Below are 15,449 nucleotides of genomic sequence, written 5' to 3'. Positions count from 1 at the left end.
CTCGGGCGGACGGGCGTCGCGCTCTCGTCAGGAGCGCGCCCCGGCGGTCTGCCGGGGCTGTGCCGTGCTCAGGGACGGCCGCCATAGGGCACGAGGTCCGAGCGGTAGATCGAGGCGTAGCGGACGTTGGCGCCGGTGTAGGGCGCCTCGATCATCTGGCCATCGCCGACGTAGAGGCCGACGTGGTGGCTGTCGGCGCCCGAGCTGCCGTAGAAGACGAGGTCGCCCGGTCGCAGGTCGCTGATCGCCACGCGGGCGGTCTCGCCCCACTGGGCGCCGGTGTAGTGCGACAGGTTCACGCCGGCCCGCTGCCACGCACGCATCGTGAGGCCGGAGCAGTCGAAGCTGTTCGGGCCGTCGCCGCCCCACTGGTAGGGCTTGCCGACCTGGGCGCGGGCGTAGGCGAGGACCGCGGACACGCCACCATTCGTCGAGGGCGGCGGGGGCGGCGGGTTGTCCGGCTGGGGCGTGGGCCGGGGATGGTTCTGCGAGGCGGCCAGCTCGGCAGCCTCGGCGGCGGCCTTCTGGCGCGCGGCCTCCTCGGCAGCACGGGCGGCGGCGGCGCGGGCGGCCCGCTTCGCGGCTGCCGTCCGGGCGGCCTGCGCGCGCTCGGCGGCCAGCCGGGCCTGGCGGGCAGCCTCGGCGGCGGCGGCGCGAGCTGCGGCGGCGGCAGCCAGTCCGTCCTGGCGCTGCCTCTCGAGCGTGACCGATGTCTTGCGCAGGGTGGCGAGCTGCGTGGTGAGCGAGCTCTGCTGCTTCTGGATCTGGGTGGCAGTCGCCTTCGCCTCGTCGGCCTGCGACTGGGCGGCGTTGCGGGCCGCCTCCGCGGCGCGGGCGGCCTTGGCCTGAGCGGCCTCGGCCTGCGCCGCCTGCTGACGCATCGTGTCGGCCACGATCGAGGCGGCGGCGGCCTTCTGGAGGTTCTGTGCGCGGGCGTCGCTCACGGCCTCGAGCGCGGTGGCGCGGTCCATGAGGTCCTGGGGACCCGTGCTGGACAGGTACGCCTCGAGCTCACCGAGGTTGCCGCCCTGCTGGTAGACGCTGGCGGCGTAGCGGCGCACCTGCAGGCCGGCGGAGTCCGCGACCTGCTGGGCCTGCGCTGCGCGCTTCTTGGCTGCGGTGGTCTCGGCCGAACGCTTGTCGAGCTCGTAGCGAGCCCCGTTGTAGGCCTCCGCGGCCGCTGCGGCCCGGTCCTGCACCTGGGCGAGGCGAGCGCTGGCGGCCACGTACTGCGCGTCCAGGCTGGCGATCTTGCCGCTGGTCGTCGCGACCGCGCTCTTCGCCTTGGCCACCTGCGACTTCGACGGGTACACCGGGTCGGCGGCAGCGGACAGGGACAGGGACACCGCGAGGACGCCGACCATCGACAGCGTCGCGCCGGTGCGCAACACGCGGCGTACGGGGAGGGCGTTCGGCACGGGGGGATGCCTCTCGAGTGGGGTGTCCGGGGTCAGTAGGTGGCAGCCGCACGAGACTAGAGCCGCCTTTTCACTCGAAACCCTTTCGTCACACAAATCCCACGCCTTACAGACCATTCCGGGAAATGACAGGCTTGTGATTACCCGAGTTACACGAATGTCTTTCAGCAGGTGATGACGCTGCTTCGATCAGGTGTCCAGAGTTGGTCTCGAATCGGTAACGAAATCCGCATTTTCGCAGGTGAGAGCACCTGAGGACCGGGTTTGGCCGAATCCCGCACTCGCCGGTTTGACCCGGTTTCCCGGCCGTCCGGGTCCACCAGCCACCAGCTCCCGGCGGGCTCCCCTCGAGCCGCGGCGAGGGCCCGGGTCAGGGGGTGATGGTCTCGCCGGAGCGCAGGGCCTCGTAGGCCTCCGGATCGCTCTCGCGCAGCCCGCGCCGGGTCTTGCGCCGGTAGCGCAGGATCTGCACGACGCCGGCCCCCCAGACGAGGTACTGGACCGACATCGCGGCCCGGAAGGTGTCCACGTCGTAGGTGCTCGGACCACCCGGCGCGACCCGGTCGAGGATGATGCCGATCAGCGTCACGGTGGACAGCGAAGCGAGGAAGCCACCGACGTTGACGATGCCGGTCGCACTCCCGAGCCGGGTCGGCGGGTTGAAGGTCCTCGCCAGGTCGAAGCCGACCAGCGAACCCGGACCCCCGACCGCCGTGATGACGACGAGCAGCACCAGCAGCGGCAGCGGGGCCCGCCCTGGCCACAGCAGCACCACCGCCCAGACCGCCATGATGGCGAAGACGATCCCGAGGATGAGGGTCGAGCGCGAGAACGGGTACTTCGTCACGAACCCGCCGATCAGCGGGCTCGACACCACGGTCGTCACCGTCATCAGCATCAGCAGGGTGCCCGCCGTGGAGGGCGAAAGCCCTTGTCCCGCAACGAGGAACGGGTAGCCCCACAGCAGTGCGAACACCGTCGCGCCGAACTGGGCGGAGAAGTGGGACCAGAGGCCGAGCCTGGTGCCGGGGGTGCGCCAGGCGGCCCGGACGCTCCGGGCGAGGGCCCGGACCTTGATCTGGTCGAGCTCGTGGTCGGGGTTCGGGGAGTCCCGCACGACGACCAGGACGATGGCGCCGAGGGCGACCCCGAACAGGGCGGCTACCCGGTAGGACGGCGTCCAGCCCCAGGTGTGCAGCGCGTAGACCAGTGGCGTGGCCGCGACCAGGGCACCGAACTGGCCGAGCAGCCCGGTCAGCTGGGACACCATGGGGATGCGCAGGGGCGGGAACCACAGCGCGACGATCCGCAGCAGGGGGATGAAGATCATGGCGTCGCCGATCCCCACGAAGACGCGCGCCAGGATGCCGATGGCGAACGAGTCGGCGTAGGCGAACCCCAGCTGGGCCACCGTCATCAGCGTCACGCCACTCAGCAGCAGCCGCTTGGACCCGAAGCGGTCGAGCAGCGCCCCCACCGGGATCTGCATGGCCGCGTAGACGAGCAGCTGCACCATGGTGAACACCGACAGCTGGGTGGCCGCGATGTCGAAACGCTCGGTCGCAAGGAGACCGGCCACGCCGAGCGAGCTGCGGTGGAACACCGCCAGCACGTAGACCGACACCGACGCGGCATACACGATCCAGGCCCGCCGTCCACCGAGGGGGAACTGGGGGGCGGGCTTGGTCACACCCCATTGTCCCGCACCCCCGCGCCCCGTCTGGCCGGGGGTGAGCGCCGGGTAGGTTCACGGGGTGCAGGAGTTCACCAGAGACGGCCTGGTCTTCGACGTCAGCGACAGCGGCGCGGACCGCGGCACGGGCGACCCTGCTTCAGAGGTGGTGCTGCTCCTGCACGGCTGGCCGCAGGACCGCCACACGTGGTCGCAGGTGGCGCCGCCGCTCCTCGAGGCCGGGCTGCGGGTCGTCACGTTCGACCAGCGCGGCTACTCGCCTAGGGCGCGGCCCGGTGGACGCCGGGCGTACCGGATGGAGGAGCTGGTCGCCGACGTCCTTGCCCTGCTCGACGAGCTCGGGACGGCGCGGGTCCACCTGGTCGGCCACGACTGGGGCGGCTCGGTCGCCTGGGCCTTCGCCGAACGTCACCCGGAGCGGCTGCGCAGCCTCACCGTGCTGTCGACCCCGCACCACCACGCCCTCGCGTGGGCGATGCGACATGCGGACCAGGCCCGGCGCAGCTGGTACCTGGCCGCCTTCCAGCTCCCCGCCCTCCCCGAGCTGGTCCTGCGGCGCCGGTTGGTGTCGGTCCTACGCCGCTCCGGGCTGCCCGAGTCCCACGTGCAGAGGTATGCCGCGCGCTTTCGTGAGCCCGGCGCGGCCAGTGGCGGCTTGGCTTGGTATCGAGCAATTCCCTTGCGGCGCAGCGGATCCGGCGACTACGTCTCGCGCCGGATCTCCACCCCTACCGCGTACGTCTGGGGTCGGGACGACCCCGCGCTCGGACGGGCGGCGGCCGAGCGGACCCGCGCTCACGTCGCCGCCGACTACACCTTCACCGAGCTCGACGCCGGCCACTGGCTCCCCGAGACCCACCCCGGAGAAGTTGCGGCCGCGATCCTGGAGCGGCGACGCACACTCCCGCAGTAGATTCTCGCCAGGAGGTGGGTGATGACGGCTGGCACGGGCCTGGCCCAGGTGGCCCAGTACGCGCAGGACCTCGACCGGGCGGCAGCGTTCTACGAACGCCTGCTCGGCACACCGCCGCTGGCCCGCTTCGACCCCCCGGGGCTGCTGTTCTTCGGCCTCGGAGACGGCACCCGGCTCCTGCTCGAGGAGGGCGCGAGCTCCGCGATGCTCTACCTCAAGGTGGACGATGTCCCCACCCGCATCGAGGAGCTCCGGGCCGAGGGCGTGGTCATCGAGGCCGAGCCGCACATCATCTTCAGCCACACCGACGACAGCCTGGGGCCGGCGGGGCAGGATGAGTGGATGGCGTTCATCCGGGACAGCGAGGACAACCTCGTCGGGCTCGTGAGCCACGCTCCGAGGGCAGAGAGCTGACCGCAGCGGGACCCGGTCCCGACCATGCGCTGGTCGTGCTGGTCGGGCCCAGCGGTTCGGGCAAGTCGACCTGGGCCACGCAGCACTACCGGCAGCAGGAGATCGTGTCGTCGGATGCGCTGCGGGCGGTGGTGGGCAGTGGCGAGTTCGACCTCGATGCCTCGGCCGACGCCTTCGCACTGCTGCACCAGATCGTGGCCGGCCGGGCCCGGCGTGGTCTCACCGTGGTCGTCGACACCCTCGGCCTCGACCCCGACCTGCGCGACCGGCTGCGGGAGCAGGGTCGCATCGCCGGGCTGCCCTGCGTCGCAGTGCTCTTCGAGACGCCAGAGACCGTCTCCCGCCAACGCAATGCGATGCGTGACCGACCGGTGCCGGCCAGGGTCCTGGGCCAGCAGCACGCCGCGTTCGCCCGGGCGCGCGAGGCGGTGGCCGCCGAGGGCTGGGACGACGTGCAGGTCGTCGTGGACTCTGCTGCGCCGGCGCAGGGACCGGATGTCGCGGGCGGTCCGGCACCACGTCCCGCGCCCGAGCCGGACGGCGGCCGGCGGCAGGCCGGACCGGAGGTCGTGCTCCAGGTGTCCCGGTTCCCGTGGGGCGACGACCCGGCCGGCTGGCTCCGCTCGATCGCACTCGCCGCGGACCACCACGGCTTCGCGGGGATCGCGCTGATGGACCACCTGATCCAGATCCCCCAGGTGGACCGTGCGTGGGAGCCGATCCCGGAACCATGGGTGACGCTCGGGATGCTCGCCGGCCTCGACACCGACCTGCGGCTCGGGACCCTCGTCTCACCCGTCACGTTCCGCGCGCCCGGGATCATCGCGAAAACCGTTGCCACGCTTGATGTCCTGTCCGGCGGACGGGCCTTCGTCGGGCTGGGCGCGGGGTGGTGGGAGCGCGAGCACCAGGCGTTCGGCCTCCCCTTCCCGCCGGCCGCCGAACGGCTCGACCGGTTGGAGTCCTGCATCGAGACGCTCCACGCGCTGTGGGACAAGGGGACCAAGGCGTACGACGGGACCCGCGTCACCCTGCCCGAGACCACGGCATACCCACGGCCCGTGGGGCGACCACAGGTGATCGTGGGCGGCTCCGGGGAGCGACGCACGCTGCGGATCGCGGCGGCCCAGGCCGACGCGTGCAACCTGCCCAGCGACGAGGAGGTGCTAGCACGCAAGGTCGCAGTGCTGCGGGCGCACTGTGCGGAGGTCGGCCGCGACCCCGAGGAGGTGGCGGTGACCGTGCTCGACCTCCCGGTCGTGGGGACCGACCGCGACGACACCTGGCGCAGGGTCGAGCGGTTGCGGGGTCGGACGGCCGCAGCAGCGTTCGCCAGGCGTCACCACGCCGGCGAGGCCGTGAGCCACCGCGACCGGTACCGCCGCCTCGCTGACGAGTTCGGGGTCAGCACCGTGTTCGTCGGGCTACCCGACCTCGAGGGCCCGGACGACGTCGCCCGCCTTGCCGCGGTGCTCGACCCGGGCTGAGCCGTTCCACACACGACGGAGCCCGGCAACCCCTCGGGCGGCCGGGCTCTGTCGATGGTGCGGGGTCAGGCCGAAGCCTTCACCCCGGTGAGCTGGGTCAGGGCGAACTCCGTGATCCGGACGAGCGCCTGCTTGGCGGACTCACGGTCGCGGGCGTCGACCTCGATGACAGGGATGTGCGACGGGATGGCCAGCGCCTCCCGGATGTCGTCGGGGCCGAACTCCTGCGAGCCGTCGAACTGGTTGAGCGCGACGATGAACGGCAGGCCCTTGGCCTCGAAGTAGTCGACAGCGGCGAAGCTGTCGTCGAGGCGACGGACGTCGACCAGCACGACGGCGCCGATGGCGCCCTTCACCAGGTCGTCCCACATGAACCAGAAGCGACGCTGACCTGGGGTGCCGAACAGGTAGAGCACCAGGTTCTCGGCCAGGGTGATGCGGCCGAAGTCCATCGCCACCGTGGTGGTGTGCTTCTGCTGCACCTTGGAGATGTCGTCCTGGCCCTCGGACTCGTTCGTGACGAGAGCCTCGGTGCGCAGGGGGTCGATCTCGGAGACGGCACCAACGAAGGTGGTCTTGCCGACGCCGAAGCCGCCGGCCACGACAATCTTCGTCGAGGCGCTGTTGCGGTTAGAGGGCGCGTAGTCCACTGAGTGTCCTTTCAATCAGTTCACGTCGTTCGTCGGATGTCGTGTTTTCGGAGATGGTGGTGCGCGTCTTCAGGTGACCCGCGGTGACCAGGTCACCGAGGAGCACCCGGGCGACGCCGAGCGGGACGTGCAGTTTTGCCGAGACCTCAGCCACCGACTCGGTGTCCGCGCAGAGCTCGATGATCCGGCCCGAGAGGTCTCCCTCAGGCCAGGTTGCGGTGCGGCCGGACGGCAGCACCTCGAACGTGGCCTCGATGGGGAGATCGACCACGGACTCGGTCCGTCCTGACGTCAACGCGTATGGCCGGACCAGGCGGGGGCCTGCCGACACGTCGCGTCCGTCCGGGGCCATGGGACTAGCCCGTCATGGGGGTCCGGGCAGACGCGTCGATCATCTTGCCGACGCGGTCAACCAGAACCGCCATCTCGTAGCCGACCTGACCGATGTCAGAGTCGGTGCTGGTGAGTGCCGCCAGGTGCGAACCGTCTCCGACACTCATGAGGAGCAGGTAACCCAGCTCCATCTCGATGACGGACTGGAGCACCGTGCCACCCTGGAACAGGCGAGCCGCACCAGAGGCGAGGCTGGCCATGCCCGAGGCCACGGCTGCCATCTGCTCGGCCCGGTCCACGGGGAGCTGCTCGCTGGCGGCCATGGGAAGCCCGTCGGCCGAGACCAGGATGGCGTGTGACACGCCAGGGGTCTCCGTCGCGAACTTGGCCACGAGCCAGTCGTACTCGCCCTTGGGCTGGGCCATGGCGTCAGTGGTGAACATCGGCTTCCTCTCGGTGTGTTCCATCTTGTGCCTCGGTGCGAGCGGAGCTCACACCGTTCTTGTGGCGGTTGAGGTTGCGGCGGATCGCTTCGGGATCGCGTCGCGATGCTGCGGGGGCAGCGGGCTTCTCGTCGGTCTCGTCGACCGCACCGGGGATCAGGTAGTTCCCGGGGCGTCGCTTGGGGAGACCGGCTGCTGACTCTTCCAGGGGTTGGGTCTCCTCGATCCGTGCTGCGGCAGACCAGGCCTGGTCCGCTTCGTTGGTGGACCACGACGTCCCTGCGGCTGCCGAATCGGTGTCATCGGTCAGCCAGCGCGACATCATCGCCCGGAAGATGGGGGTGTCGTTGAGGTTGCCGCTCGGCGCCTGCGCCGGCTCGGCCTGCGTGTCGACGTCAGCGTGGGCCACGACCGGCTCGACCTGCTCAGCCTCGACCTGCTCAGCCTCGACCTGCTCAGCGTGGACGTGCTCAGCCTCGACGTGCTCAGCGTGGACGTGCTCAGCCTCGACGCGCTCCGGCTCCGCCAGCTCGGCCGCGACCGGCTCGACCTGCTCGGGCTCGACCTGCGCGGGCTCGACGGCGGCGAGGACCTCGGTGGACTCCTCGGCGACCTCGGCGGCGGGCGCCACGGTCTCCTCGACGGCCACGGTCTCCTCGACGGCCACGGTCTCCTCGACGGCCACGGTCTCCTCGACTGCCACGGTCTCCTCGGCGAGCTGAGCCGACTCGGCGACCTCGGTGGCGGGGGCCTCGACCACCGGGGTGGGCTCGGTAGCCGCCACGTCGCGGGCCCGGCGCGCGCCGAAGAACGACGTGTTGTGGGCACGCACCCGCGGGCGGGAGCTGGGCGCCTCGGTCTCCGGCAGACCAGCCGTCGCGGAGGCGGTCGCCCCGGGGATGCGGGTCGGGAGGTGACCGGCTTCCTCGGTGACGGGGGCCTCGAGGACCTCGGTGCTGTCGACGGACGCCGCGACCTCGGTCTCGGCTGTGTCGACCACAGCCTCCACGGCGTCAGCGACCACGACCTCGTCAGCGGCGACCTCCGGGGTGGCCTCCGCAGCGTCGACCTTGGCCTCGGCGACCCACTCGGCGGGCACGTGGATCTCGGTGCCCGAGTCGGTCGCAGCGTCAGTGGAGTCGGTGGAGTCGGTGGTGTCGGTGGTGTCGGTGCTGCCGCTGGTGGCGCTGGCCTCGGCCGGCGCGTCGGCCCCGAGCTCGCGAGCCTTGGTGGCCTCGACGATCTTGGCGCGGTGGTCCAGCCAGGCAGACAGGTTCGACGGCATCTGGCGGGGCTCGTTGGCCTCCGCCTCAGCCTCGAGGCGGGCAGCCTCGGCCGCCGCCTTGGCGCGACCCGGGAGCCAGCTGAGCCGGCCACCCTTGGCTGCGGGCGCGTCGGCCTTCCCTGCGGCCTTGTCGGGGGTCGCGTCCTGCTGCTCGGTGGACGGGGCGTCCTCGAACTCGCGGTACTCGGTGATCCCGGTGGCGCGCGGCTTGCGGACCGGCAGGCCGGCCGCGGAGCGCTTGGGCTCGGTCGTCTCGGCCTGGGGAGCGTCAGCCTTCGTGTCGGCCGGCAAGTCAGCCACGTCGACCGTGGGCTCCACCGGAGCGTCGGACTTGGCCTCGGGGGTGGCGTCGACCTTCGAGTCCGCCTCGGCGTCCTTGGCGTCGGCGTCGTTGACCGTGGCGTCGTTGACCGTGGCGTCGTTGACCGTGGCGTCCTTGGCCTCGACGGCGGCCGGCGTCTCCGCGGGGGCGGAACCGTTGACCTGGGTGTCGGAGGCCTGGTCGGCCTTGGCCGCGTTGCCGTTGACCGCGGGGGTCTCGGCGTGGCCGTTGGTGGCAGCCTTCTCCTCGGCGGCCTCGGAACCCTCGATGACGGGCTTGGCCGAGGGCGCCTGGATGGCGTTCGCGGCGGTCGGGCCATGGGCGCCCGGCGTGCGGGTCGGGAGCTTCTTGGCGGCGTCGGCGACCGGGCTGGGCGTGGCGCCACTGGCTCCGCGGACCCGGGTGGGCAGGCCGGCCTTGGTCGTGCCACCCACGGCGGACGTCGGGGTCGTCGGGGCGGGGGCAGCAGACGCGGGGGCCGCGGCAGCAGCCGGTCGGACCGGACGCTCGCCCTTGGTGCTGTCGGCCAGCAGGCCGGCCGGCAGGTGCACCGACACGGTGACGCCCTGCTTGTCGTCGCCGTTGCGACGCAGGCGGACGGCGATGCCGTGCCGCTTGGCGAGGCTTCCGACCACGAACAGACCCATGCGGCGCGCCGTGTCGGCGGTGATGTCCCCGCCGTGCGCGAGCTGGTCGTTGAGCGCCGCGAGGTCCTTGGGCGGCATACCCAGGCCACGGTCGGCGACCTCGATGAGGAGCCCGCCCTCGGGGGTACGGGCACCACGGATGGCCACGCGGGAGGTGGGCGGGGAGTAGGACAGGGCGTTGTCGACGATCTCCGCGACCAGGTGGATGAGGTCGGAGCCGACGGCGCCGAGCACGTGGTCGTTCGAGGTGTCGCCGATGTCGATGCGCTCGTAGTTCTCGACCTCGGACACGGCCGCGCGGACGGCGTCGGAGACCGAGACCGAGCCGGACATGCCGCGCCGGGTCGAGGTGCCGGCGAGCACCAGCAGCGAGTCGCTGTTGCGGCGCATACGGGCGGCGAGGTGGTCGAGGCGGAAGAGGCTCTGGAGGCGCTTCGGGTCTTCCTCGTCGCTCTCAAGGCGCTCGATCAGGCTGAGCTGCTGGTCGATGAGGGAGGTGCTGCGGCGCGACAGGGTCTCGAACATGTGGCCGACCTGGACCCGGAGGCGGGCCTGGTCACCGGCCAACGTGCGGGCCTGGGTGTGGAGGTCGTCCACGGCGCGGGCGAGCTGGCCCATCTCCTCGGTCGTGTGGACCGGGATCGGCACGAACTCGGGGAGCTCCTCACCGTCACGCATCGCGGCAACGGCCTCGGGGAGGCGGGTGTTCGCCACGTCGAGGGCACCCTGACGCACGGCGCGGATGGGGACGAGCAGGGAGCGCATGAGCGCGAGGACGAGGACCAGGGCGAGGGCCAGCGCGATGACCACGATGGCGGCGTTCAGGATGGCCTCGGCGCGGTGCTGGGCGGCCCGGTCACGCAGGTTGGTCTCCAGGGCCCGGAGCTGGCCGTCCATCAGCTTGGCGTAGCCGGCATTGCTCGACTCGATCACGACGCCGAGCCCAGCGATCTGGGCCTTGTCCGGGGGCTGCTGCTGGAGCGTGTAGTTGCGGCGGCCGTTCTCGTTGAGGAGCTGGCGGGCCTGGCCGACCTGGTCGCTGGGCGCGGTCGACAGGAGTCGCGTGAGGGCCGCGGTCTCGGCTCCGACCTGGCCGATCGCGCGCAGGCTGGCGGACGCGTCGTCGGTGTTCGAGAGGTTGAGCTGCTCACCGGTCATGGCGCGCTGGGCGGCGATGGAGTCCTGGAGGGCGACGACGATCTTGGCCGAGGCCGAGTCGTCGCTCAGGCCGAGGTCGCTGACGGCCGCGGACATGAGGGTCGCGATGTTGCCGGACTTGTCGATGACGATGTCGGAGAAGGGACTCTGGGTCTTCGCGTTGCGGACGGCCTGGCCGAGGGACAGGGCGCTCTGGCCGCTGGCCCTCACGGACGCCGGGACCCCGTCGGCCTTGAGGGCGATACGGAGGTCGGCCGCTGCGGACTCGTACTTGGTGATCGCCGCGATGACACCGCCGCCACCGACGCTCTCGGCCGCGGCGAGCCGCTGGACGGCGAGGTTGTAGTCGACGACGGGGCGGATGACCAGGACCGTGTCGGCTGCCTGGGAGAGCTGGCGTGAGGAGTCGAAGTCGTTCTTGACGCGCAGGCCGCCGAACACGAAGGCGAGGACCACGGGCAGGACGATCGCGGCTGCAAGCTTCCGACGCAAGGGCCAGTGACCGAACGACCAGCGTTGGGGGACACGGCCAGCCGCCGACTGCAGTCTGGACACGGAGCCACCTTTCCTCACGACACGAAAACTTGAATGAACGGAAACATACGGGTGCCCACACAGAGGCTGGATAGCCCTGAAGGGGCACTTGGCACGTTTGGCCTCCGCACAACTGACCGAACGGACTAGACCACCTCGGAGAGCCAAACCAGCCTGCCATCGGGGTCGGCGGTATAGGAGGGGTCGGCCACAAAAAATGACGGCCCGGCTGTGCCGTTTGACTTCGGTTGCCTGCGACGGGTTCCGGTGGACAACGGGACCGCCCGCGCCGGCACCCGCGCGGGTCACTCGACGGGCACGACCAGCCGATACCCCTGGCCCGGCTCGGTGACGACGTAGCGCGGGACGGCGGGGTCCGGCTCGAGCTTGCGGCGGAGCTGGTTGGCATACACCCGTAAGTAGTTCGACTCCCGACCGTAGCCGGGGCCCCACACCTCACGAAGCAGCTCGCGCTGCGACACCAGGTGTCCTGGTCGCCGGGCCAGGACCTCCAGCAGGCTCCACTCGGTGGGGGTCAGGCGCACCTCGGCCCCGGCCGCCACGGCACGTCGCTCGGCGAAGTCGAGGGTGAAGTGCGGGGTGTGCACCGCCGCCACCGACGACCCACCCCCCTCGGCACGGCGACGGAGCGCCACCCGCACCCGTGCGAGCAGCTCGTCCATCGCGAAAGGCTTCGTGACGTAGTCGTCAGCGCCCAGGTCGAGCGCCTCCACCTTGTCCACCGAGTCGGTGCGAGCGGACAGCACGATCACCGGCACGTCCGAGACCTGCCTGACTCGTCGCAGCACCTCCACCCCGTCGAGGTCCGGGAGTCCGAGGTCGAGGACCACCAGGTCGGGAGGCGCATCGTGGAACGACTGCAGGGCGGTCCGCCCATCGCCCGCCGTCTCGACCGTGTAGTCGCGCGCCCGCAGGTTGATCGCGAGCGTGCGCACCAGGTGGGGTTCGTCGTCGACGACGAGGATCGAGCTCACGGCGCCATCCTCGCAGCGGTGTCGGCCGGGCCACCGTCCTTCGGCCCGACACCGTGGCCGTGCCGCCCGAGCTCGATCACGACGGTCAGCCCTCCGCCGGGAGTGTCCTCGGCGAGGATCGACCCGCCCATCGCCTCCATCAGGCCCCGGGCCACCGCCAGCCCCAGCCCCACGCCGGTGCCACGAGGCGTGTCACCGAACCGCTGGAACGGGGCGAAGATCGTCTCCTTCGCGCCCTCAGGCACGCCCCTCCCCCGGTCGACGACACGCAGCTGCACCCGGCTGCCGGTCGCCGCCGCCTGCACGACGACCTCTGCCCCGGAGTGCTTGAGGGCGTTCTCGAGGACGTTGGCCAGCACGCGGTCGAGCAGACCGGCGTCGGCCTCGGCCGGCGGCAGTGCGGCGTCCATGCTGATCCGCACGCGGTCGGCATCGAGGAGGGGCGCAGAGGCGAGCGCGACCGCGCCCTCGACGTCGACCGCACCCAGCCTCGGCACCACCGAACCGCTCTGCAGCCGCGACATGTCGAGGAGGTTGGCGACCAGCCCGGTGAGGCGGTCGGTCGACTCCTCGATGGTCTCGAGCAGGTCTGCCCGGTCGTCCGGGCTGAACACGACGTCAGGTTGGCGCAGGCTCGACGCCGCAGCCTTGATGCTCGCCAGCGGGGTGCGCAGGTCGTGCGACACGGCCGCGAGCAGGGCGGTCCGGGCCCGGTTGTCCTTGGCGAGCACCTTGGCTTCCCGGGCCAGCTCCACGAGCTCGTCGCGGTGGAGGATCGCCCCGGCCCGCGAGGCGAACGCCGACACCAGGCGACGATCCGCCCCTGACAGGGTGCGACCGGTGAGCACCAGCACCCGGGTGTCGTCCACCGGTGCCCGCACCGAGGCGGTGGCCACCGACGCCAGCTCGAAGCCCTCCGTCGCCGAGACCACGGTCCACGGCGAGCGCACGTCGTCGCGCGCGACGACCGCGGCGGTGTCGACCGCGAAGAAGTCGACGGCCTGGCGCAACAGGGCGGGCATCGGGTCGCGTTCGCCCAGGAGGGTCTCCGCGGTGGCCGCGAGCGCGTCGGCCTCGCGCCGGGCTGCGCCGGCCGCTGCTGCCCGCCGCTCGCTGACGTGCACCACCGAAGACACGGCGGCCGCGACGACGACGAAGACCAGCAGGGCGACGAGGTTCTGCGGGTCGCTGATCGTGAGCGTGTTGACGGGTTCGGTGAAGAACCAGTTGATCGCGAGGCTCCCCAGGACCGCCGAGGCCAGCGCCGGCCACAGCCCACCGACGAGGGCGGTGAGGACGGTGACGAGGAGGAAGAGGAGCACCTCAAGGGGCAGGTCGTGCCACCCGGGCGTGGCCCGGAGTATGCCGGCCAGGGCGCCTGTGCCGAGCACCGCCAGCGCCCAGCCGAGCGCCGAACGCTGCGCACCGAGCGCAGGCCCCAAGCGCAACGGTGCGCGCACGGTGCGGGTCAGCTCGTGGGTGACCAGGTGCACGTCGATGTCGCCCGAGCCCTCCACCACGCGCTGACCGACGCCAGCTGACAACAGCTCCTGCCAACGTCGGCGACGCGAGGCGCCGATGACGACCTGCCGGGCGGAGACGCCCCGGGCGAACTCGAGGAGCGCGGACGCGACGTCCTCCCCCTTGATGGTGTGGAAGGTGCCGCCGAGCTCGACGGTCAGCTGGCGCAGGTCGGCCAGGCCCTCGAGCCGGGCGTCGACCAGGCCGTCGGGCGGGGTGACATAGACCGCGAGCAGCTCACCGCCGGCCCGCGAGGCGATCTGGGCGCCGCGACGCAGGAGCGTCCGACCCTCCTGCCCACCGGTGAGGGCGACGACGACGCGCTCCCGGGTCGGCCACAGCTCGGTGATCTCGTGGTCGGCGCGGTAGCGGTCGAGGCCCTCCTCCACGCGGTCCGCCACCCACAGGAGCGACAGCTCGCGGAGGGCCGACAGGTTGCCTTCGCGGAAGTAGTTGGCGAGGGCGGCGTCGACCTGTTCGGCGGCATACACGTTGCCGTGGGCGAGGCGGCGGCGCAGGGCCTGCGGCGACATGTCGACCAGCTCGATCTGGTCGGCCGACCGGACCACGTCGTCGGGGACCGTCTCCTGCTGCCGGACGCCCGTGATGGCCTCGACGACGTCGTTCAGTGACTCGAGGTGCTGGACGTTGACCGTGGAGATGACGTCGATGCCGGCGACCAGCAGCTCCTCCACGTCCTCCCAGCGCTTGGCATGGGGGCTCTCGGGGGCGTTGGTGTGGGCGAGCTCGTCGACGAGCACGACCTCCGGTCGCCGGGCCAATACCGCTGGGACGTCCAGCTCCTCGAGGGCGCTGCCGCGGTGGGTCACCGAGCGCAGGGGGATCCGCTCGACCCCCTCCATGAGGCCGGCTGTGAACGAGCGGCCGTGGCTCTCACACACACCGATGACCACATCGGTGCCGCGTGCGCTCCTGCGCCGGGCCTCCGACAGCATGGCGACGGTCTTGCCGACGCCTGGTGCGGCACCGAGGTAGACCCGAAGCACTCCCCTGCTCATGAGCCGATTGTCGCCCCTCGGTCGGACCGCGTCGCGGACGAGCGGGTCATCGTGCGGCAGCGTCCTGCACGGCCAGGTTGAGCTCGAGCACGTTGACGCGGGGTTCGCCGAGGAAGCCGAGCGAGCGGCCCTGGGTGTGGGTGGCCACGAGGCGCAGGACCTCGGCCGGGTCCAGGCCGTTGGCCTTGGCCACCCGACCAGCCTGCGCGCGGGCGTTCGCCGGCGAGATGTGTGGATCGAGGCCGCTGCCGGAGGCGGTGAGCGCATCGGCCGGCGCCTGGCCCGAATCCGTTGCAGCATAAGCGGCCCTGCGATCCCCCACGGCTTTGAGCTGGTCGTCGGAGTCGCTGGCGAGGTTCGAACCGCCACTCACCCCACCGGCATACTCGCTGGCCGAGGGGCGGCCCTGGAAGAAGCGCGGGTCGGTGAACTTCTGGCCGAGCAGGCTCGAGCCGACGACCTGACCGTCGCGACTGACCAGCGACCCACCCGCCTGGTCCGCGAAGCCGACCCGTCCGACGCCCCACACGACCGCGGGATAGAGCACGCCGAGGAGCACCGTGAGGACGAGCAGCATCCGCAGGGATGCCACGAGCTGACGAAGACTTGAGGACATG

At 71.6% G+C, this 15,449-nt stretch carries 12 protein-coding genes; 3 read left to right on the top strand and 9 right to left on the bottom strand.

Translation table 11 applies throughout. The features are described from left to right. Window positions 1–68: 68 nt before the first annotated feature. Together AC1DWJ_RS06350 and AC1DWJ_RS06345 are read right to left on the bottom strand one after the other, a co-directional pair. On the bottom strand, window positions 69–1,418 hold the full coding sequence (locus AC1DWJ_RS06350; protein ID WP_477620282.1) for a C40 family peptidase: 1,350 nt from the start codon (window positions 1,416–1,418) through the stop codon (window positions 69–71). 370 nt (window positions 1,419–1,788) lie between these two features. After that, a complete protein-coding gene (locus AC1DWJ_RS06345; protein ID WP_477620281.1) occupies window positions 1,789–3,108 on the bottom strand; it encodes an MFS transporter in 1,320 nt (439 codons plus the stop codon). 64 nt (window positions 3,109–3,172) lie between these two features. Between AC1DWJ_RS06345 and AC1DWJ_RS06340 the strand changes: the two genes are divergently transcribed. The 3 genes from AC1DWJ_RS06340 to AC1DWJ_RS06330 are packed head-to-tail and all read left to right on the top strand — an operon-like array spanning window position 3,173 to window position 5,925. After that, entirely contained in the window at window positions 3,173–4,024 is an 852-nt protein-coding gene (locus AC1DWJ_RS06340) for an alpha/beta fold hydrolase (protein ID WP_477620280.1), read from the top strand. 21 nt (window positions 4,025–4,045) lie between these two features. Beyond that, window positions 4,046–4,438, top strand: a complete 393-nt coding sequence (locus AC1DWJ_RS06335) for a VOC family protein (protein ID WP_457256399.1) — start codon at window positions 4,046–4,048, stop codon at window positions 4,436–4,438. 35 nt (window positions 4,439–4,473) lie between these two features. Continuing rightward, window positions 4,474–5,925 (top strand): LLM class flavin-dependent oxidoreductase, encoded by a 1,452-nt coding sequence (locus AC1DWJ_RS06330; RefSeq protein ID WP_457256397.1) that lies wholly within the window; start codon window positions 4,474–4,476, stop codon window positions 5,923–5,925. Window positions 5,926–5,990: 65 nt separating this feature from the next. Here AC1DWJ_RS06330 and AC1DWJ_RS06325 read toward each other — a convergent pair whose 3' ends face one another. The 7 genes from AC1DWJ_RS06325 to kdpC form a co-directional block, all read right to left on the bottom strand. Then, entirely contained in the window at window positions 5,991–6,575 is a 585-nt protein-coding gene (locus AC1DWJ_RS06325; RefSeq protein ID WP_057378434.1) for a GTP-binding protein, read from the bottom strand. Then, a complete protein-coding gene (locus tag AC1DWJ_RS06320; RefSeq protein ID WP_457256396.1) occupies window positions 6,556–6,846 on the bottom strand; it encodes a DUF742 domain-containing protein in 291 nt (96 codons plus the stop codon). The genes AC1DWJ_RS06325 and AC1DWJ_RS06320 overlap by 20 nt, the downstream gene beginning before the upstream one ends. An 85-nt stretch (window positions 6,847–6,931) precedes the next feature. Continuing rightward, a complete protein-coding gene (locus AC1DWJ_RS06315) occupies window positions 6,932–7,351 on the bottom strand; it encodes a roadblock/LC7 domain-containing protein (protein WP_255358340.1) in 420 nt (139 codons plus the stop codon). Next, entirely contained in the window at window positions 7,338–11,318 is a 3,981-nt protein-coding gene (locus AC1DWJ_RS06310) for a sensor histidine kinase (protein ID WP_457256395.1), read from the bottom strand. Before AC1DWJ_RS06310 ends, AC1DWJ_RS06315 begins: the two co-directional genes overlap by 14 nt. Before the next feature lie 284 nt (window positions 11,319–11,602). Next, entirely contained in the window at window positions 11,603–12,292 is a 690-nt protein-coding gene (locus AC1DWJ_RS06305) for a response regulator transcription factor (protein ID WP_457256393.1), read from the bottom strand. Beyond that, a complete protein-coding gene (locus tag AC1DWJ_RS06300; RefSeq protein WP_457256392.1) occupies window positions 12,289–14,832 on the bottom strand; it encodes a DUF4118 domain-containing protein in 2,544 nt (847 codons plus the stop codon). The genes AC1DWJ_RS06305 and AC1DWJ_RS06300 overlap by 4 nt, the downstream gene beginning before the upstream one ends. Window positions 14,833–14,878: 46 nt before the next feature. Continuing rightward, window positions 14,879–15,448, bottom strand: a complete 570-nt coding sequence (gene kdpC, locus AC1DWJ_RS06295) for a K(+)-transporting ATPase subunit C (RefSeq protein ID WP_457256390.1) — start codon at window positions 15,446–15,448, stop codon at window positions 14,879–14,881. Between the last annotated feature and the right edge of the window lies 1 nt (window position 15,449).

Source organism: Pedococcus sp. P2_D7 (assembly GCF_056404295.1).
The sequence above is the reverse complement of the archived record's forward strand: the minus strand, read 5'-3'. Positions and strand labels throughout refer to the sequence as shown.